Source organism: Methanoplanus endosymbiosus (assembly GCF_024662215.1).
GTDB lineage: Archaea > Halobacteriota > Methanomicrobia > Methanomicrobiales > Methanomicrobiaceae > Methanoplanus > Methanoplanus endosymbiosus.
In genome coordinates this window covers 2,483,817-2,503,077 of record NZ_CP096115.1, presented here as the reverse complement: position 1 = coordinate 2,503,077, position 19,261 = coordinate 2,483,817, and the positions used below count along the sequence as shown (strand labels likewise).

At 41.3% G+C, this 19,261-nt stretch carries 19 protein-coding genes and 1 tRNA gene; 11 read left to right on the top strand and 9 right to left on the bottom strand.

What is annotated here, in order from left to right:
• Positions 1-117 precede the first annotated feature (117 nt).
• Entirely contained in the window at positions 118-1,296 is a 1,179-nt protein-coding gene (locus L6E24_RS11330; RefSeq protein WP_257742086.1) for an inorganic phosphate transporter, read from the bottom strand.
• 16 nt (positions 1,297-1,312) lie between these two features.
• On the bottom strand, positions 1,313-1,873 hold the full coding sequence (locus L6E24_RS11325; RefSeq protein WP_308219156.1) for a DUF47 domain-containing protein: 561 nt from the start codon (positions 1,871-1,873) through the stop codon (positions 1,313-1,315).
• Positions 1,874-2,185: 312 nt separating this feature from the next.
• Here L6E24_RS11325 and L6E24_RS11320 point away from each other — a divergent pair, with 312 nt between their 5' ends.
• Positions 2,186-2,407 carry a hypothetical protein gene (locus tag L6E24_RS11320; RefSeq protein ID WP_257742084.1) on the top strand — a complete coding sequence of 74 codons (222 nt, stop codon included), beginning with the start codon at positions 2,186-2,188 and terminating at the stop codon, positions 2,405-2,407.
• Between the two features lie 87 nt (positions 2,408-2,494).
• On the opposite strand, the gene L6E24_RS11315 is transcribed toward L6E24_RS11320, so the two are convergent.
• The 3 genes from L6E24_RS11315 to L6E24_RS11305 all read right to left on the bottom strand — a co-directional run bounded on the left by L6E24_RS11315 (position 2,495) and on the right by L6E24_RS11305 (position 5,719).
• On the bottom strand, positions 2,495-3,169 hold the full coding sequence (locus L6E24_RS11315; protein WP_257742083.1) for a DOMON domain-containing protein: 675 nt from the start codon (positions 3,167-3,169) through the stop codon (positions 2,495-2,497).
• 63 nt (positions 3,170-3,232) lie between these two features.
• Entirely contained in the window at positions 3,233-4,279 is a 1,047-nt protein-coding gene (locus L6E24_RS11310; RefSeq protein ID WP_257742082.1) for a hypothetical protein, read from the bottom strand.
• 267 nt (positions 4,280-4,546) lie between these two features.
• Entirely contained in the window at positions 4,547-5,719 is a 1,173-nt protein-coding gene (locus tag L6E24_RS11305) for a PDDEXK nuclease domain-containing protein (protein WP_257742081.1), read from the bottom strand.
• Between the two features lie 351 nt (positions 5,720-6,070).
• Between L6E24_RS11305 and L6E24_RS11300 the strand changes: the two genes are divergently transcribed.
• From L6E24_RS11300 to L6E24_RS11280, 5 genes are read left to right on the top strand one after another with little or no spacing between them, the layout of a single operon-like run.
• On the top strand, positions 6,071-7,792 hold the full coding sequence (locus tag L6E24_RS11300) for a type I restriction-modification system subunit M (protein WP_257742080.1): 1,722 nt from the start codon (positions 6,071-6,073) through the stop codon (positions 7,790-7,792).
• A complete protein-coding gene (locus tag L6E24_RS11295) occupies positions 7,789-8,859 on the top strand; it encodes a PDDEXK nuclease domain-containing protein (protein ID WP_257742079.1) in 1,071 nt (356 codons plus the stop codon). Before L6E24_RS11300 ends, L6E24_RS11295 begins: the two co-directional genes overlap by 4 nt.
• The gene (locus L6E24_RS11290; RefSeq protein ID WP_257742078.1) at positions 8,856-10,154 is read left to right on the top strand and encodes a restriction endonuclease subunit S; all 1,299 of its coding nucleotides are present in this window, start codon (positions 8,856-8,858) and stop codon (positions 10,152-10,154) included. The genes L6E24_RS11295 and L6E24_RS11290 overlap by 4 nt, the downstream gene beginning before the upstream one ends.
• A gap of 46 nt (positions 10,155-10,200) precedes the next feature.
• Positions 10,201-10,404 carry a type II toxin-antitoxin system HicB family antitoxin gene (locus L6E24_RS11285; protein ID WP_257742077.1) on the top strand — a complete coding sequence of 68 codons (204 nt, stop codon included), beginning with the start codon at positions 10,201-10,203 and terminating at the stop codon, positions 10,402-10,404.
• On the top strand, positions 10,401-10,607 hold the full coding sequence (locus L6E24_RS11280; protein WP_257742076.1) for a type II toxin-antitoxin system HicA family toxin: 207 nt from the start codon (positions 10,401-10,403) through the stop codon (positions 10,605-10,607). The genes L6E24_RS11285 and L6E24_RS11280 overlap by 4 nt, the downstream gene beginning before the upstream one ends.
• A 29-nt stretch (positions 10,608-10,636) precedes the next feature.
• Here the strand turns inward: L6E24_RS11280 and L6E24_RS11275 are convergent, their stop codons facing one another.
• Both L6E24_RS11275 and L6E24_RS11270 read right to left on the bottom strand, forming a co-directional pair.
• Complete coding sequence (locus tag L6E24_RS11275) at positions 10,637-11,635, bottom strand: ATP-binding protein (protein WP_257742075.1); 999 nt, start codon at positions 11,633-11,635, stop codon at positions 10,637-10,639.
• Positions 11,636-12,010: a nucleotidyltransferase family protein gene (locus L6E24_RS11270; RefSeq protein WP_257742074.1), complete on the bottom strand. Its 375-nt coding sequence runs from the start codon at positions 12,008-12,010 to the stop codon at positions 11,636-11,638.
• Between the two features lie 235 nt (positions 12,011-12,245).
• Here L6E24_RS11270 and L6E24_RS11265 point away from each other — a divergent pair, with 235 nt between their 5' ends.
• The 3 genes from L6E24_RS11265 to L6E24_RS11255 all read left to right on the top strand — a co-directional run bounded on the left by L6E24_RS11265 (position 12,246) and on the right by L6E24_RS11255 (position 16,115).
• Complete coding sequence (locus L6E24_RS11265) at positions 12,246-15,284, top strand: type I restriction endonuclease subunit R (RefSeq protein ID WP_257742073.1); 3,039 nt, start codon at positions 12,246-12,248, stop codon at positions 15,282-15,284.
• 136 nt (positions 15,285-15,420) lie between these two features.
• The gene (locus tag L6E24_RS11260) at positions 15,421-15,705 is read left to right on the top strand and encodes an antitoxin VapB family protein (RefSeq protein WP_257742072.1); all 285 of its coding nucleotides are present in this window, start codon (positions 15,421-15,423) and stop codon (positions 15,703-15,705) included.
• 2 nt (positions 15,706-15,707) lie between these two features.
• The gene (locus L6E24_RS11255; protein ID WP_257742071.1) at positions 15,708-16,115 is read left to right on the top strand and encodes a PIN domain-containing protein; all 408 of its coding nucleotides are present in this window, start codon (positions 15,708-15,710) and stop codon (positions 16,113-16,115) included.
• Positions 16,116-16,275: 160 nt separating this feature from the next.
• On the opposite strand, the gene L6E24_RS11250 is transcribed toward L6E24_RS11255, so the two are convergent.
• Positions 16,276-16,347, bottom strand: a tRNA-Ala gene (locus L6E24_RS11250).
• A 286-nt stretch (positions 16,348-16,633) separates the two neighbouring features.
• Between L6E24_RS11250 and L6E24_RS11245 the strand changes: the two genes are divergently transcribed.
• Complete coding sequence (locus L6E24_RS11245) at positions 16,634-17,188, top strand: diacylglycerol/polyprenol kinase family protein (RefSeq protein ID WP_257742070.1); 555 nt, start codon at positions 16,634-16,636, stop codon at positions 17,186-17,188.
• A 52-nt stretch (positions 17,189-17,240) separates the two neighbouring features.
• Positions 17,241-17,816: a flavodoxin family protein gene (locus L6E24_RS11240; protein ID WP_257742069.1), complete on the top strand. Its 576-nt coding sequence runs from the start codon at positions 17,241-17,243 to the stop codon at positions 17,814-17,816.
• Positions 17,817-18,050: 234 nt separating this feature from the next.
• Here L6E24_RS11240 and L6E24_RS11235 read toward each other — a convergent pair whose 3' ends face one another.
• Complete coding sequence (locus L6E24_RS11235; protein WP_257742068.1) at positions 18,051-19,112, bottom strand: RNA-guided endonuclease TnpB family protein; 1,062 nt, start codon at positions 19,110-19,112, stop codon at positions 18,051-18,053.
• Between the last annotated feature and the right edge of the window lie 149 nt (positions 19,113-19,261).

Here is a 19,261-nt window from a genome sequence, read left to right as displayed (position 1 = left end):
CACTTTTCTGAGACTTAACCATAATAATATATTATTCATATTCTGTATAAAAAAGAGCACTTATGAATATTTTCAGAAAATATACAGATTTAATAATAAAACCCATTTATTTTCTCTTCAGAGATATGTGGCAATGATGAGGTAAACCATACCTGACACAAAAGCAGCAGCAGGAATTGTAAGAATCCATGCAGCCACAATCTCCCTTACAATGCCCCACTTAACAGCAGACGAATATCCACGTGATGCACCGGCACCCATAATCGCGCCTGACATCGCATGGGTTGTTGAGACAGGGACACCAAACGAGGTCATAAGTGAGAGGACAGTACCACCGGCAGCTGATGCAGCAAAACCCTGATATGGCCTGATCTTTGTAATCCGGTTCGCCATCTTCTCAACAACTCTCCATCCGCCAAGGAGGGTACCAAGGGAGATCATCAGGCATGAGGATATTATAACCCAGAACGGCACTTCAAATTCTGTTAAAAAACCTCCGGCAAGGAGCATTGCAGTGATCATTCCCATCGCATTCTGGGCATCGTTTGCACCATGACCGACAGCCTGAAATGCACCGGCAATAATCTGAAGCGGTTTGAAAGCATGATTCAGTTTGCTGGGATTTGACTTCTGAAAGAGGCGCATAATGATAAGGCCAAGAAGCAGTGCAGATATAAGCCCAAGCATCGGAGATACAATGATAAAGACAACAACAGCCAAAATACCCCTGACCTCAACAATATCAAATATAATCAGTAGCGGGACAGTGAATGAAATTCCGGCAAGGAAGGCCGGAATCAGATATAAGCGCCAGTTCTCGTTTTTATAGATGCAGACTGCCAGGAAGAGAAGAGTAAAGAGTGTGCCGCCGGCAAGCATAAAGAAGAGAAGGGTTTCAGCAGTTCCGGCAGTCGGCCAAACTATCGCACCAAGACCACCGCTTGCAATACCCGCACCCAGAAGCCCGCCGATCAGTGCATGACTGCTTGATACAGGAATTCCAAAGTATGACGCGGAAAATACCCAGATCACAGCGCCAAACATAGCTCCTAAAAGAAGCTGGCTGGTCATAAATGAGGGATCAACAATGCCTTTTCCAATCATAGCCGCAATTGCGGTTGTGAAAACGAGTGGCCCTATAAGGTTAAAAAAAGATGCCATTAAAACGGCTTTTAAAGGTGAAAGTGCCTTTGTAGCCACAATTGTTGCAATGGAATTTGCGGCATCATTAAGCCCGTTTACAAAATTAAAGAGATAGGCCAGTATTATGCCAGCTACGATTATCAGAAATTCCATGAATCTTCTTCAACCTCTACGAGTGCTTAATTGCTATATCGCCGATTACATTCGCCGCTTCTTCACCGAGATCAGTCGCAATCTCAAGAGTTTCATAAATTTCCTTGAGCTTGATAATTCTTATTGCATCATCACTAAGAAATAATTCCTTAAGTGCCCGGTCCAGGATCTCATCTGCCAGATTTTCGAGGCGGTTTATCTCAATACACCTCTCTGAGATGAAATCGGGATTTTTGAGATCTCTTAAGGCACCTGTTACAAGAACAAGTTCCTCGGCCTGAAGATGAATAAGCTTTGACATCTCAACCATATAATGATCGGTTTCTTTGATATTGTATGTGTAAAGCTGCCTTGCAATGTCATCAATATGATCTAAAATATCATCAAGAACCTTTGCAAGTCTTGAGATCTCCTCCGGCTCAATAGGAGTTATAAATGTTTTATTTAATATCAGATATATCGAATGGGTGATATCATCACCCTGATTTTCGTAAGCCTTTATCTTATGGCAGTCATTCATAGGATCATTGAAATTCTGAATCATTGAACACAAATGAACAGATGCCTTTTTGATCACTTCTGCCTGTTCTTCAAAGAGATCAAAAAAAACTTTATCCTGAGGTATTATCCAGTCTCTAAGGCCCAACCTTTTTCACCACTTAAAATTAGTCTGCAAATTACATTAACATTTAGTAATAGAACCAAAGTGAACGGTAGAAAACAAGCACATTATAAAAGAGAAAGAATTGATAGAGAGCATTTTGACAACAAATAACAGGAAATCAACCCTCCTTTTTTTCAGCAAAAAATTCCGGCGGACAATAACAGACTGCACCGGATAAAAACTATATATTATAGAAGCAATTACAGATCAACCGGAGGATGTGGGTTGTTATACGGGATTGCATATTACTATATTGCAGGGATGCCCCTGATAGTACTTATAGGGCTTATAACACTGATTTTTCTTTTCATGACCGGAACTGTGGTTATGCTGAATAAAAGAGGCTATCATAAGATCCCAATGAAATGGCATTTCATCTTTGGAAAGATCACAGTAGCGCTTGGGATAATTCACGGAATTTTTGGTATTTTTGTATATATGCTGTGATTTTTTGCCGGATTTTTTGGGTAAAAAGAGATTTCCGGTGGACTTACCGAGGCATCTCAGCCGGAAATTTAAAAAAATATCAGTGATTCAGGAGAGCCTGAAACTGCTGCTCCCCTTTGCCACGTTGTGTTTAAACTCAGGATCGTCTCTCTCTGCAACTGACCAGAGGAATTTTACATCAGTACCTTTTGAAAGTTTTGAGTCATAACTGTCCCCTGTATCGAGATACCTTGAAAACTCTACTGTGGTTTTGCCGTCTTTTTCCATGCCGCCGGATGAGAGAATGCTGTATTCACCACCCATATCTGTGTCATCCGGATGCGGGCCGTAAATTCCGATTGAATACATATCATGTATATTTAATACAGAGTCTTCAATGTAGCCGAGAATTATATCCGCATCCTTCATTACAGATGTCGGACTGAAGCCGACAGATACCCAGCCTTCAGAGTTGCCCGACATTCCGGCGTACAGCTTCTCATCGTCATTTCGCCAGTAAAACTCAAATTTACCGTCATCTGATCTGAAGACTTCTTTATATTCACCTTCAGTGATGACACCATCCGGGGTCCAGGGTGTCATTTCCTCTTTATCTTCACCCGGAATTTCTGCCATCACGGTTGGCAGAGGAGTTTCTGTGGTCTTTGCCACTGTTGGCTGTACTGTTTCTGTACCTTCACTGCCCTGATCTGAACATCCGCTGATACATACAGATAAGAGAAGAAGTGACAGAAATGCTATAATTACAATTACCCCCTTCATAATCCAGAATGTCCCGATGACACCATAATACTATCGCCGGCTTTTATCATATCAGAATTCCGGCTATAAATAATAGTCATCCCTGTTTCTGCCCGATTTAATTCTGATAATAACCACCACTGCAATAATGAGTACAACTGCCGCAATTACCCAGATATAAATACCGTTATCATTCTCAGCACTGCCGGTGGTGTTTGAACCGGCAGCAGAGTCCGGCATTTCAGTATATCCGGCAGACACTGTGGCTGTCGCTTCTATGCCGCTCCCGGAATTACCTGCTTCTGAGTCAGCAACGGAGGCTTCCGGTGTGTAGGAGTCTGCCGGAACAAACCCTTCAGGGGTTGCGGCAGCCGTTTCCCGGACTATGTTCTCAGGTGTCGGCGTTGCTGTCGGGGTATAATCATCATAGACTGTAAAGGTGGTATTGGTTACAAAGGCATAATCCGGAGCATTTTTTGAGTCTTCCTGATTGAAGAAATAATCCACAGTCCATGTTCCTCTCCACGGGATCATATCGGCTTTTGCACCGGCTATAAGGCTGCTGATATTTACTGAGTAATACCCCATGCCGCTGTCATCGAAGAGTCCGCCTTCGTCATCTCCGGGTGTATAAAAAACATCCCTGCCGGGCCGGATGTAGATCTCCTTGCCGTAAGGGGTTTTGAGAATGCAGATGTAATCCGATGTAACGTCCCATTCGTCAGTGTCTGATTCCGGGACTATCTTTATCCATGAGATATGGTAAAACTGAAAATCTGCCGGGTATTCATCTTTCAGTCCGGAGATGTCACCGGGCGTATAGCCCCATGCTGTGCCGGATTCGATATATTGTGCAGGGTAGGCAGATGCCACGCCGGCAGATAAAGCGATGACCATAGCAACAGCCACAACAGCAGCCATAATTCCGGCAGGAAAAACGAGTGTGGCAGTGGCGGTTATGGCAGCTTCCGGATTTTTTCCGCTAAAATTCCGGGGATTAAAATTACCGGAATCAGAATTACTGAGAATCGAGTAATCAGGATTAAAGTCATTGGGATTTAAGCCGTAAGAACCCTGTATAGCTGATGTTAATCCGGAGGGCTTATTCTCCGGAGCAGTTTTATCTTTCAAAAATATTACCTCCATCTGATGTTACATCTACAGAGGGAGAGGATATTATTTATATTTAGGCCGGGATTTTACAGAAAAATGAAATTATCCGGATGTGAAACAATAACAGTCCAGAATAAAAATAAAGCCGGATTATAACTTTATTTTACAAGGGATTAAATATCTAAATTCTTAGACACCGCTCTGGATGCACAGCCTGTATTTTTGAATTTAAACTGGAAGAACCATTTCAATGCAAAATATCTACCAATATCACATATCACACCCTCAATTACTATTATCTTTACTCACACTTTGACATCCCATCTCTTTCTTCCTCAGCGCTCCGATCTCATCCGCTACAAATTTCTCAAGTTCGAGGGTTGAAGGAAGAACCACTTCATATTTGGATACAAAAAGGTCGTTGGCTATACCTGCCGTTGCGTAACGGACAAGCTCGTCATTCTTCTCAGTGCAGAGCAGAATTCCAACCGGGGGATTGTCCCCTTCAGTCATCTCATTTGCCTTAAACCAGTTAAGATATGTATTCAACTGCCCGACTGCCTCATGGCTCATCTTCTCTGTTTTAAGCTCAACAAGTATATGGCACTTTAAAATCCGGTGATAAAAAAGAAGGTCAACAAAATAATACTCATTTCCAATCAGAATACGCTTCTGACGGGCTTCAAAGCAAAAGCCACGTCCAAGTTCAAGCAAAAAATGTTCCAGCTTTTCAAGAAGGGCAGACTCAAACTCTGACTCGTCCATCACCTCGACCGGTTTTAAACCTAAAAACTCAAACACATACGGATCACGAATAAGCATTAAAGGAGATGAAATCTCTGCCCCCTCGTTTGCCAGACGGCTTAATGCCTCTTTGTTCTCTGATAGACCGGACCGCTCATAATACAATGACCCAATCTGCCGTTTCAACTCACGAACCGACCAACACCCTCTGATACATTCAACTTCATAAAAGAGGCGTTTTAATGGATCTTCAATCTCCATAATCTCAGAAATATGTGAAAATGATAAGGAGGAAATTAGTTTTTCAGGTGGTGTTCTGAATTGGGGGGACAGTGTACCCTCAATTCCTCCTATAAAATGATTTTGACCACCATCTGCCGGTGAGCATATTGACAGATACTGAATCCTGACAGCCTCAGGAAGAAGTAAGCCAACATCAGGATAACGAATATAAAACCGGATATATCTTGAAAGCTCCCTCTTGCCGCAATTATTCAGACCTGTAGATTTTAACTCTTTAGAGAGATTAAAAAGCAGTTTATCCCCGTAACCGGCACGATTTGAGCCATGAAGCTCAAATTCAGAAATATATGCACCGATACACCAGTTCCGAAAAGTAAGATTCACATTCACTGCCTTAACAGCAGACGAAACAAACCGCAAGTCCAGTTCACGAATTGAACCTACAAGAGCCTCAAATGAAAAATCCCCCATTCTCTATACCTCAAAACAATATGCCATATCTTTCAGAAATCCCAGAACCCAAAATGACATGCCTATACTCCGATAGATCCATATTCCCACAAAAAACTCATGCTGCACACCACATTTTCTGTTCAGACCTTATGTCAGTGATATTTTTCCCTTTAATAGTATTCAGTCTCCCATGACAGATATTCAGTAATAATTCTTAATTGATGTTAGAGAAGGATAAACTCACCGGAAAATATCAGAATATTTATAGATTATTCCAAAAAGTCAGGTGGTGCACTATAATTCAGAGACCATTTATTAATCGTCAAATCATATATTAAATAAGAAAATAATAGCGGTAAATGGGTCAATATGGGAAATCTAAGTTCAAATATCAGTGACAAAGCCAATCTTATCTGGTCAATTGCGGACAAACTGACCGGGGCATACAAACCACACGAATACGGAGAGGTTATTCTTCCCTTAACAGTCATCAGGCGCTTTGACTGCGTACTTGCGGACACGAAGGATGCCGTTCTTGCAAAAAATGAGGATATGAAAGCGGTTGCGATGAAGGATATTTTCCTTAAGAAAGCATCCGGTTACTCCTTTTACAATACAAGCAGATTTACATTTCAGAAACTCCTCGATGATCCGGATAACATAGAGGCGAACTTTAAAAATTATCTCAATGGTTTTTCTCCGAATGTTCAGGAGATTATTGAGAAATTTAAATTTGACGGCCACATCACAACGATGGCGAAGAAAGGCATTCTGTACAATGTCTTAAAGGAATACACAACTCCGAAAGGCAACCTTCACCCGTCAAAGATCTCCAATCTGGAGATGGGATACATCTTTGAGGAGATTATCAGGCGTTTTTCTGAGGCTCATAATGAGGATGCAGGACAGCATTACACCCCGCGTGAAGTCATTGAGCTGATGGTAAACATTCTGTTTATTGATGACAGTGATGTCCTGTCCGGAAAGAACATCACAAAGACGCTGTATGATCCGGCATGCGGTACCGGCGGTATGCTTTCGGTCGCCTCCGAATATCTGCACAGGATGAATTCCGGGGCTGACATAATCGGGTTTGGTCAGGAGCTTAATGATCAGACGTTTGCAATCTGTAAGGCTGATATTCTGATTAAGGGCGGAAGTGCGGATCAGATTAAGAACGGAAACACGCTCTCTGACGATCAGTGTGCTGATATGCAGTTTGATTATATCCTCTCAAATCCGCCTTTTGGCAGGGAGTGGAAGAATGAGAAGAGTGCGATTGATAAAGAGGCAAAACTGGGTTATGCCGGACGGTTTGGTCCGGGAACGCCTGCAATCGGCGACAGCCAGATGCTCTTTTTGCTGACGGCAATCTCGAAGATGAAGGATTCGGGTTCAAGGGTGGCAATTATTCACAACGGATCACCGCTCTTTACCGGAGATGCGGGTTCAGGGCCGTCTGAGATCAGGAGATATATCTTAGAGCATGATCTTTTAGATGCTATAATCGCTCTTCCGAATGACATCTTCTACAATACCGGAATTGCAACGTACATCTGGGTGTTATCCAACAAGAAACCGGCTATGAGGAAAGGCAAAGTTCAGTTAATAAATGCAAACCAGATGTTTGTCAAACGCAGGAAATCGCTTGGCAATAAGAGAAACGACATCTCCCCGGAAGCAATTGCTGAAATCACCCGGATTTACGGGGAATTTAAGGAGAATGACGTAAGCAAAATATTCAATAATGAGGATTTCGGCTACCACAAAATAACGGTTGAACGCCCTCTCCTGGACGAAAACAATAAACCTATCCTCTCAAAAGGAAAACCGAAACCCGACTCAGCAAAGCGTGATACAGAGAACATACCCCTGAGTGAAGAGATAAATGAATACTTCAGACGTGAAGTTCTCCCTTTCGCACCGGACGCATGGATTGATGATAAGAAGACAAAGGTCGGTTACGAGATCTCCTTCACCCGCTATTTCTACAAGTACACACCACCAAGACCAAGCACTGAGATCATGGACGAAATCCTGACACTTGAACAGGAACTCGAAGGCAGCCTCACGGAGATTTTCCGGAAATGACATCTGAAGATAATTTAAATTCTGATTCTGATTATTGCTCCCTCCAATCAGATGACATTTACCAGAATGTCCGCAGGAGTGTTATTACAGCACAGAAACAGGTCTATACTGCTGTAAATTCTGCAATGGTTCAGGCATACTGGGAAATTGGCGAGCAGATAAGCCTGGCGTGTGGTGAGAATTTTCGTGCAGAATACGGCAAAAATCTTCTGAAATTCCTGTCTGAAAAGCTTACAGAAGAGTTTGGACGCGGTTTTGACATTACAAATCTCAGGAAGATGCGACAGTTTTATATAGTGTTTCCAATTCGAGACGCACTGCGTCTCGAATTGAGTTGGACGCATTACAGACATTTAATGCGGATTTCAGACACAAATGCACGTAATTTCTATATGGACGAATGTGTAAAATCAAACTGGAGTTCAAGACAGCTTGAACGGCAGATTACAACATTTTTCTATGAGCGGCTTCTTGCAAGCCAGGATAAGGAGGGTCTCGTAAAAGAAGTTGAATCTACTGAGCCAAAACCGGAATATGAGCAGATAATAAAAGACCCTTATGTTCTGGAATTTTTAAACCTTGAAGCGAACCCGAAATTCTACGAGAGGGATTTGGAAGAGGCACTTATTACAAACCTGCAAAATTTCCTGCTTGAACTTGGACGAGGATTTTCATTTGTTTCAAGGCAGAAGAGAATTTCCTTTGACGGTCGCAACTTCTATATTGATCTTGTTTTTTACAATTATATTCTAAAATGCTTTGTTCTGATTGACCTGAAGCTCGGTGATCTTACTCATCAGGATTTAGGTCAGATGCAGATGTATGTGAACTACTATACCCGTGAGATGAAAAACGAAGGCGATAATCCTCCGGTTGGAATTGTTCTCTGCGCTGACAAAAGCGATGCTGTTGTAAAATACACCCTGCCTGAGGACAATTCACAGATTTTTGCATCTAAATACATGCAGTATATCCCGACAGAAGAAGAATTTAAGCGTGAACTGAACCTCGATGGCTTCCGGAAAATAAACGATGACGATCCGGAAGACAACGGTGATGAAGTATGAGATCAATGAAGGATTCCGGTGTTGAGTGGATTGGTGAGATTCCGGAATATTGGAATTTAAGAAAATTAAGCCATTTACTCACAAGTATAGGAAGTGGAACCACCCCTAAGAACAAAGTCGATTACTATAAAGGGGATATTTCTTGGTTAAACACTGGTGATCTGAATGATGGACAGATTTCTCAAATTAAAAAAACAGTATCTGAACTTGCTGTAAAAGATTATTCCGCCTTAAAAATATATCCTGAAAACTCAGTTGTTATTGCAATGTATGGTGCAACAATTGGTAAATTGGGAATTATTACCTCACCTACAACCACCAACCAAGCATGTTGTGTAATGACATGTGGCACTGAGCTAATTCCTTTATACTTATATTATTCTTTGTTTGGAATGCGACCATATATATTGACTTTAGCATATGGAGCAGGTCAACCAAATATCAGTGCTAATACAATTCGGTTTTTACCCATATTATTGCCCTCCTTAAATGAACAAACCCGCATCGCCTCATTCCTTGACAAAAAATGTGCCGCGATTGACTCTGCAATAAAAAATCAGCGGGCATCAATTGATAAGCTGAAGGAATACCGGCAGGCAGTGATAACTGAGGCTGTGACAAAGGGCCTTAATCCTGATGTGCCGATGAAGGATTCCGGGGTTGAATGGATTGGTGAGATTCCGGAAAAGTGGGATGTAACAAAAGTTTCAATGCTCTACAATGTAATTTTGGGGAAGATGCTTAGCAATAATCCTTCAGATGAATTTGATTCTTTGGAAAATTATCTGTGTGCAGCCAACTTAAAATGGGACGGAATACGGATTGATGAAGTAAAGCGAATGTGGTTTTCTGAGACTGAAAAATCTCGTTATCTATTAACAAAAGGGGATATTGTCGTTACTGAAGGTGGGGATATTGGTGTCTCATCAGAATATCTTGGAGAAGCAAGTCCTTGTTATATTCAGAATGCTGTTCATAAAGTAACTGCAAAGGATAAAAGTGCAAGCAATAAATTATTTTATTATTGGATGTGTGCTGTTAAAAATTCAGGATACTTAGATTTAATCTGCAATAAGGCAACCATTGCTCATTATACAAAAGAAAAATTATCCACAACTCCTGTTTTAGCTATTCCTATAAAAGAACAAACCGAAATCGCTGCATATCTTGACAAAAAATGCAGTGTGATTGATAAAACAGTGTCCGGGAAGGAGAAACTTATTGAGAAACTTGAGGAGTATAAAAAATCACTGATATATGAGGCAGTTACCGGAAAGATTGAGGTCCCGACATAGCATGGGGTAAAATCTAATATAAGGCAGGAAACAATATTATCATACAATGAAACTGAAAGTAATCATTCATGAGGCAGAAGAAGGTGGATTCTGGGCAGAAGTCCCTTCAATTCCTGGATGTGTAACTCAGGGTGAAACTTTTGATGAATTACTTGCCAATCTTTATGACGCAGTTGAAGGGTGTCTGTCTGTAGATGTACAGGACCTTTCTCTTTCAGGAAAAGACAGAATCATGGAGATAGCGGTTTGAAAGCCGTCAGTGGTAAAAAATTCTGTAGTCTTCTGGAATCACATGGATGGGAACTAAAGAGAATTTCCGGAAGTCACCACATATATTGCAAATTTGGAGATCCAAACAGAATTACTGTTCCTGTACATGGAAATACTTCACTAAAAATTGGTTTACAGAAGCATCTGATGAAACTTTCAGGTATTGACGAATCAGAACTCTGACAACATATAGCAGCAAATTACCATACTAATCACGCCCAGATGGGTACATATTTCATATACCTCGGTGCTGTGTCGGGGTCAAAGGGTTTTATGAGATCTTTGGTAAGAGCGTCTTTAATCAGTTTGGAAATTGCGGAATTCTTTGAGGGAGAAAGACCAAAACGCTCGCGAAGGGACTTATTGGTCATGTAATCATTGCTGACCTGCTTTAGACATGCATGCATGTAACAGGCCCACAATCTCTCCTCATGAGTCATCTTATTGTAAGGGATGTGGCTGTACATCGTCACTCTGGTAAATTCCTCATACTCCTCAATCTTAGGCACCGGGAGCTGGGATAACTCACAAAGAGAAACCACTTTGTCCCATCCGCTTCCACGCTCTTCACAAAAACCAATTCTTCGCATCAGAGAGGAGAGTATCTCATTGCGTGACCTTGGAGGATTGTCAATAATACGCCAGACATCAACAAGCGGTGCCCCCGGATTGGTGATCTCAATACGGCTTTCAAATATCTCAATCATAGGGCCTGCACCGGTAACTGATAAGTCCTGATGAATAAGTGCATTTGCGATAAGTTCGCGGACTGCATCCATCGGATAAGAAGAGACAGTTCTTCTCATACCGGATACGATAACCTCGGACATTGGCAAAAGCCCGCTTATGTATGTAATAAGTCCTTCAAAGCCTGATGCATAGCCCTTTAACTCTTCATACTCACGGACTGCTTCAATCCGGTTATTGCCCCTGTACTGAATAACCCTGATGCTCTTTCTGAAAATTCCCGGAAAATAGGACAGTTTCCGGGCAAACATGATCGCACCAAGGTTTGTTATTGAATACAGCCCGTTGTCCTCCAAAATTACAATACGCTCCTCTGCAAGATAATGAATAATCTTATCAATCTCAGTTGGAAGAGGTATTTTAACCAGGTCAAAATATGTGGTATAATCCAGACACCTGACAACATCCTCCTTCTTTAGATTCTGCTTTGCAGTCAGCAGTTCATAATCTGAGTTATTGATCATCTAAAAACCCGCATCCGCACCATACAAAACAACATCGGCTTCAACATAAGGTCTGATATAAGGACTCAGATACTTTTCGGATACAAGCTCAACCTTTCTTCCGAACAGGTTTTCCAGAAAATCAGCAAGGTCCAGAAACTTCCGGATTCCAACAGCACCGTGCTTAAATGTATAAAGCACATCGACATCGCTGTCAGGCGTATCCTCTCCCCTGCTTACAGAACCAAAAATCCCTATCGTTTCAATATCAAACTCTTCCTGAAGATAAGGCAGCTCACGCTCAAGTTTTTTTAAAACCTCTTCACGAATACTGACATATGAACCGCTCATCTGCATAACCTCCAAAAATCTCATGCCCGTATCTGATACCGCCATCAAATACCCGAATATGACACTGTTATCTGATAATTACTCTGTATGTCAGAGATCATAATAGAGATTTCGCATAAAAACATTCTAATCATCAGAAAGAAAAGCAGGATAACTCAATAAATTATTATCACAGCACAAACAATATAAAATCATAGCTAAATCATGGTAAAATAATAGCTAAAACATGGTTTAATGACAGAAAAATAACACATCAGTCATTAACAGATTTTAATCACTGATGAATAACAGTTCAACATACGGGGATTTTAAGCAGATGGCAGCCGGAGATTACACAGAAAAACAGTTTGAGACCGATATAGAATATTCACTCTGCACAAACGGGGGTTATACCAGGGGAAACCCGGAACAGTTCAACCGCAGTCTTGCTCTTGACACCAAAACACTGCTCTCATTCATTAAGGAAACACAGCCAAAGGAGTGGAAAAAATATGTCGGCATATACGGCAGTGACAGCGAGAAAGCATTCCTTGAGAGATTTACAAGGGAAACCGCAAGAACAGGCATCATCCGGGTACTCCGGCAGGGAATAAACGACAGGGGCTGCAGATTCAGGGTAGTCTTCTGGAAGCCGGAGACAGCAATCAACGAAGAGTCAACAGAACGCTACGCCAAAAATATTCTCCACTGCACAAGACAGCTCCACTACTCCCCGGCAAATGAGAACAGCCTTGATATTGTGCTTTTCGTAAACGGAATTCCGGTTGTGTCAATCGAACTCAAAAACCAGTTCACCGGCCAGAATGTAAAAAACGCAATCGGGCAGTACAGATTTGACAGAAATTCCCGTGATCCCGTATTTGAATTCAAAAAGAGAATTATTGTTCACTTCGCAGTTGACCTCTGCAACGTCTATATGACCACCCGCCTAAACGGAGCGAAAACAAAATTCATACCCTTCAATCAGGGATCAAACGGAGCAGGCGAGGTAGGAGGTGCCGGAAACCCCATAACCTACGGAAAATACCAGACCTCATATCTCTGGGAAAAAGTTCTAACAAAAGACTGCCTGCTTGAAATCCTTCACAAATACCTCCACATCAAAACCGAAACCACAACAGACAGCAATGGAAAGACAGAGACAAAAGAGACCCTCATCTTCCCAAGATACCATCAGCTTGACGTTGTAACAAAACTCCTATCAGACATAAAAGAGAACGGAGCAGGCAAAAATTATCTCATACAGCACAGCGCCGGAAGCGGAAAGTCAAACTCCATCGCATGGCTTGCACACCGGCTCTCAGGACTGCATGACAGCTCAGATGAAAAAATATTCAAATCTACAATAGTCGTCACCGACAGAAGAGTACTCGACAGCCAGCTACAGGACACCATCTATCAGTTCGACCATGTCGAAGGTGTCGTTGTAAAAATAGACAAAAACTCAAAACAGCTTAGAGATGCCATCAACTCCGGTGCAGGAATAATCATCACAACACTTCAGAAATTCCCCGTAATCTTTAAGGAAATAAAATCAGGCAACAGAAATTTTGCAGTCATTGTGGATGAAGCACATTCGTCACAGACCGGAGAAGCGGCAAAAAAGCTCAAAACAGCCCTTGCAGACACAGAAGAGATCCTTGAGGAATACGCAAAAGCAGAACTCGAAGAAGAGGAGAAGCGACCTGACGAAGAAGACAGGTTAGTCGCCGAAATTGCAGCACAGGGCCGGCATAAAAACCTCTCATTCTTCGCCTTCACCGCAACACCCAAAGACAAAACACTTCAGATGTTCGGAGTCAGACAGCCGGACGGCAAATACAGGGCATTTCACATCTACTCAATGCGTCAGGCCATTGAAGAAGGATTCATTCTGGACGTTTTGAAAAACTACATGACATACAGCATGTACTACCGGATAATCAAAAACATACCCAATGATCCGGAGCTTGATACAGCCGCAGGAATAAAAGCAATAAGGCGGTACGAAAGCCTTCACCCCCACAACATCGCACAAAAGACCATAATTATGGTTGAGCACTTCCGGAATCAGACTAAAAACCAGATCGGCGGCAGGGCAAAGGCAATGGTCGTCACACCCTCACGCCTGCATGCAGTAAGGTACTGCTTTGAGTTTAAGCGGTACATCAAAGAGAAAGGATACAGAGACCTTGATGTTTTAGTCGCCTTCTCCGGCGACATAACAGACGAAGGTATGACATGGACAGAAGAGAAGATAAACAGGACAGAATCCGGTGAACAGATTAAGGAAAAACAGCTCCCAAAAGAATTTCATGAAAATTTCAATATCCTCATTGTAGCAGAGAAATACCAGACCGGATTTGATGAGCCGTATCTTCACACAATGTTTGTCGATAAAAAGCTCAGCGGAGTAAAAGCAGTTCAGACACTCTCACGGATAAACAGAACTGCCGAAGGCAAAGAAAGCACATTTGTTCTGGACTTTGTAAACTCCGCTGAAGATATCCGGGAGGCATTTCAGCAGTATTACGAGGCAACAATACTTGCAGAGGAGACGAATCCCAATGTCCTCTATGATCTCAAATACACCCTTGATGACTTCCGGATATACAGGGAATCAGAGATAAGCTCTTTTGCAGAGATTTTCTTTGCAGACCGGGAGGAAAAGGAGATGGGAAAACTCTCTGCAACACTTCAGCCTGCAATGGACAGGTTTGCTGCAAAATCTATTGAAGAGCGTGAAACATTCAGAACAACACTCTCACGCTTCATCCGGATATATGGGTTTATCACTCAGGTATGCAGGATGTCTGACAAAGATCTGCACAAATTCAGTGCATATGCAAAATTCCTCTCAACCGTACTTCCAAAAGGTGAGAAAGTAACTGTGGACCTTGACGATAAGATCCTTCTTCAGTACTACAGACTTGAAAAGAGCTTTGGAGGATCAATTGTCATGGAGAAACATGATGACTATTCAATTGATCCAATCAAAGGAGAAGCCGGAGTTAAAAAAGAGAAGAAAGACACACTCACAAAACTTCTTGACCGGATAAATGAAAAGTTCGGCACAGACTTTACCGAGATGGATAAGGTTTTGCTACAGATTGAAAATGATATCCGGGCCGAAGAGAGCCTTGTCAATTTTGCACAGAACAATGATGAGCGTGTGTTCAGGCCGGTCTTTGAAAAAGTGTTCAAAGATATAGCAATTCAGAGGTATGAGCAGAATGATGAATTCTTCATCCGCATGTTCAATGATTCTTCATTTATGCAGTACACAATGGACCTGATGCGTTCAGACATATACAGGAAAATTAAGACTGCACAGGTCTGACACTAAAATACCATTTTACAGACTACGGGTTTACAGATTTTCAGTGGATTTAAAGATTTATCCGGATTTTCATAATTTTATGAAGATAAGGGCCACTACGGAAAATCTAAAATTATCAGACATCAATTAGAATAATATGGCTCAGAGTGCAAACCCTCAACCGCAGAGGAAGACGATAACTATCAGCATAGACACATTTAACCGTATTAAAGCAAGAAAAGGGGAAAATGACACATATGATGATGTTATATGCAGATTCATTGCAGAACCACGTGTCAGGGACAAATATGATGAAATGCTTGAAGAACTTAAAGCCAATCGCGAGGACTATAAACGAATTGCAGGATATGTTCGTGAAGAAAGGGAAGAAACAGATAAGATAACAGAAAAGAAAGAAAAAGAAAAACCGGTAGAGGAATAAAATTGCCTTTAGCAGACACCTGCTTTATACTGGACCTCCTGGAAGGGAACGTAAAAGCAATTTGTATTCTGGAAGAGTTAAAAAAGAAAGAGATTGAAATTTCAAGTACCATATTTACAAACATAGAACTCTATCAGGGCATAGGAAATAAATCAGGCAACCCTAAAGCCGATTATGATAAAATAAACAACATACTCAAAAGGTTCCCTATAGAAAGATATTGTCCTTCAGACAGTGAAATGTGCGGCATATATTGCCGTGATCTCAAGTGCCGGAAGAAAAATCCCGTCCGGAAACTCAGAGGGTATGATATAGCCATTGCAGCAATAGCACACCGCACAGGACAGGCTGTCATTACAAGAGATAATCATTTCACAAACCGCTACAATGTCCCTGTAATATCATACTGAGTCAATCAGAAAAAGTCATCTGTACAGGTAACACTTCACCTCAGAATCGCTCTTTTACAACCGTTACCCTTCTGACAGGCTGAAGGATAAAACATAAAATATCAGGAACACTGCATTTTTAACAGAAGAAAAAACCTAAACCCTGAAATACGAAGAATAGTGGACTGGGCGGGAATTGAACCCGCGGCCTCTACCATGCCAAGGTAGCGATCTTCCCCTGATCTACCAGCCCGCAAATACAGACAATATCAACAGAATTAATATTGCCTAATAAAATGTGTGCTTTAAACAGATATAGTTTGTTTTTTTACCGGAGAATTTCACCCATGAAAAATAAGGGTTGATGGATGAAAAAAATATAAAAACGGGTAATGAGCAGATGAAAACCAGATAAAAACAATCCGGAAATAAAACAGAAACAGGAAATTGCAGATTGTGAATTGTAAACTGAAAATACCTGGCTTAAAATTCCGGAAAGAATAGGGAAATAATAAACCTGAACCGGATAAAATGTCTATATGAGAGAAATATTCAGAAAGACCTCACACATGCTGTTTGGTCTTCTCATCACTGCATTCATACTTTTATCACCCCACGACTTCGCCGTGCAGGTTATGACGGCCGTTGTCTTCGTATCAGTCGCAATTGCGGATGCGATATCCAAAGGCTACAATATACCCCTGTTCTCAATAATAGTAAACAAAATGGAGAGGGATGTCAAAGTCCCCGGCAAAGGTGCCATAATATTCTTCATAAGCGCCCTCCTCTGCACAGTAATATTCTCCAAAGACTACGCCGCAATTGCAATACTTGTCCTCTCAGTAACAGACGGAATCTCAACAATAGTCGGGACGAAGTTTGGAAAACACAGACTATACGGCAAAAAATCCTGGGAAGGAACCGCAGCCGGACTCATTGCCGGATTTATTGTTCTTCTGCCATTTACAACCATATTCATTGCAGTTATTGCCGCCATAGCCGGCTCGGTTACCGAACTGCTCTCACCAATAGACGACAACCTGACTGTGCCTTTCGTGGTCTGTATTGCAGTATATTCCCTTCAGTTCTTCTGATCTAAAAACCTCAGGGAAATATTATATCCTCTCATTTCAATAGAAAGACAATATGAAAGTAACAGGTTTTGTGGGAAGTCCAAGGAAAAACGGAAACACAGCAGCACTGGTATTCAAGACACTCGAAGGAGCAGAAAAGGCAGGAGCAGAGACCGAACTTATATATCTCTGCGATTATGACTTCAAAGACTGCCAGGGATGTATGAACTGCAAGGTAAATGACAGTTGCAGACTTGAAGACGGGATGCAGGAATTATATGGCAAAATCAGAGACTCAGATGCGATAGTATTCGGCACTCCGGTGTACTTCTCCCATATGTCAGGTCTGATGAAAAGTTTTATCGACAGAATGTATGCACTGATTGACAAAGAATACAATTCAAGAATAGATGCCGGAATGAAATACGCAGTTGTCATGACACAGGGCAACCCGGACAGGGCAGCATTCAAAGATATTACAAAGACCTTTGACTTTGCAATGCACTTCTTTAAAGGTGTAAATTCCGGATGGGTAGTCGCAGGCGGACTTGCAAAGCCAAAAGATGTACTAGAACATGAGGATATACTTGACGAGGCGTTTGAGACCGGAATTAAACTTGCAGGTCAGAGGGCACTATATGAAAAATGAGTGATGGCCGCCCATTTTTAAGCATATATTAGTTTTTCATCTGATCTAAGCTGACATTGCCTGCTTCAGACATCATATCACTGAAAAACACGACTGTGCCGGTCAGAGTAACGATGAAGATAAGGAGATGTGAACTACCTCTGGGCTAAAGACCCAGAGGCTTCCTGCTTCATACCCCGAACCATTGTTCGTAAGTCCACAGGCCCTTCCCCTCGTTCCAAGGGTGCAAAGATATTATATTCCAATTAGATTCTGTCTATCTAAAGCAAATTTCCTGATATTTATTGCGGCATTAATATCCCGGTCATGATGTATCCCACAGTCTGGACAAATCCAGTCTCTATCAGATAAAGTCAAGTCACGGTTGTAATATCCACATTCACTACAGATTTTTGTAGATGGTTCAAATTGTCCAATCCGTAAGATAGTTTTACCTTGTTTTTGTGCTTTATATTCCAATTGAGTAACAAATGAACTCCATGATGCATCAGCAATATGTTGTGCCAGTTTATGATTTTTTAGCATCCCTTCAACATTCAAAGTTTCCAGTGCAATTGCCTGGTTCTCGCATACTAATCTAAAAGAGAGTTTGTGCTGGAAATCGCTTCTTTGATTGTGAATTTTTTCATGAATTTTTGCTACTGCATTTTTTGCTTTATTTCTGTTGTTAGAACCTTTTTGTTTTCTACTCAATCGTTTTTGCAACACTTTCATTCGGAGAATTGACTGTTTCAAATATCGGGGATTGTCAATCTTTTCCCCATTGGAAAGTATTGCAAAATCTTTGATACCTACATCAACACCCATGGTTGTATTTACATCAAAACATTGTGCAGGATGTTGCTCCTGTCCATCATCTATCAGAATACTAATGAAAAATTTGCCCGTTGAGGTGACTGACACTGTTGCAGTTTTTTCAACTCCTTCATATTTCCTGTGTAATTTTGCTTTAACCCATCCAATTTTAGGTAATTTAATTTTATGGGTATCAAAATTCACAATGTAGTGTTGTGGAACTGAAAATGACTGCACTGGATTTTTTCGGGATTTGAATTTTGGAAATCCTTTCTTTTCCCGGAAGAAACGAGTAAATGCATTCTCAAGATTTAACAATGCACCCTGTATTGATTGCGAATTAACATCTTTCATCCAATCATGCTCTGATTTCAAATCAGGCAGCATTTTTTGTAATGCAAATCTCGATATTGATTTTCCATCTGTTTCATAAGTTCGGATTTTATTTTCCAGACCCCAATTGTAGATAAACCTACAGGCACCGAAATGCTGAAAGAACATTTTCTCCTGTTCTTTGTTAGGATAGATTCGGTATTTGTAGGCTCTCAACATATAGATTTGGTTTGATTTCAACCCCCCATATATTTTCTGGTAAAACTACAATTACGAAATATATATATGAGAACAAAGATGATGTCGCTTACATCCCC

What these genes read in the sequence shown, in the direction of transcription:
- L6E24_RS11265 (WP_257742073.1), top strand. Translation starts at nt 12,246, where the DNA reads ATGAATAACAGTTCAACATACGGGGATTTTAAGCAGATGGCAGCCGGA.
- L6E24_RS11295 (WP_257742079.1), top strand. Translation starts at nt 7,789, where the DNA reads ATGACATCTGAAGATAATTTAAATTCTGATTCTGATTATTGCTCCCTC.
- L6E24_RS11235 (WP_257742068.1), bottom strand. Translation starts at nt 19,112, where the DNA reads ATGTTCTTTCAGCATTTCGGTGCCTGTAGGTTTATCTACAATTGGGGT.
- L6E24_RS11290 (WP_257742078.1), top strand. Translation starts at nt 8,856, where the DNA reads ATGAGATCAATGAAGGATTCCGGTGTTGAGTGGATTGGTGAGATTCCG.
- L6E24_RS11270 (WP_257742074.1), bottom strand. Translation starts at nt 12,010, where the DNA reads ATGGCGGTATCAGATACGGGCATGAGATTTTTGGAGGTTATGCAGATG.
- L6E24_RS11315 (WP_257742083.1), bottom strand. Translation starts at nt 3,169, where the DNA reads ATGAAGGGGGTAATTGTAATTATAGCATTTCTGTCACTTCTTCTCTTA.
- L6E24_RS11275 (WP_257742075.1), bottom strand. Translation starts at nt 11,635, where the DNA reads ATGATCAATAACTCAGATTATGAACTGCTGACTGCAAAGCAGAATCTA.
- L6E24_RS11285 (WP_257742077.1), top strand. Translation starts at nt 10,201, where the DNA reads ATGAAACTGAAAGTAATCATTCATGAGGCAGAAGAAGGTGGATTCTGG.
- L6E24_RS11260 (WP_257742072.1), top strand. Translation starts at nt 15,421, where the DNA reads ATGGCTCAGAGTGCAAACCCTCAACCGCAGAGGAAGACGATAACTATC.
- L6E24_RS11300 (WP_257742080.1), top strand. Translation starts at nt 6,071, where the DNA reads ATGGGAAATCTAAGTTCAAATATCAGTGACAAAGCCAATCTTATCTGG.
- L6E24_RS11330 (WP_257742086.1), bottom strand. Translation starts at nt 1,296, where the DNA reads ATGGAATTTCTGATAATCGTAGCTGGCATAATACTGGCCTATCTCTTT.
- L6E24_RS11245 (WP_257742070.1), top strand. Translation starts at nt 16,634, where the DNA reads ATGAGAGAAATATTCAGAAAGACCTCACACATGCTGTTTGGTCTTCTC.
- L6E24_RS11305 (WP_257742081.1), bottom strand. Translation starts at nt 5,719, where the DNA reads ATGGGGGATTTTTCATTTGAGGCTCTTGTAGGTTCAATTCGTGAACTG.
- L6E24_RS11240 (WP_257742069.1), top strand. Translation starts at nt 17,241, where the DNA reads ATGAAAGTAACAGGTTTTGTGGGAAGTCCAAGGAAAAACGGAAACACA.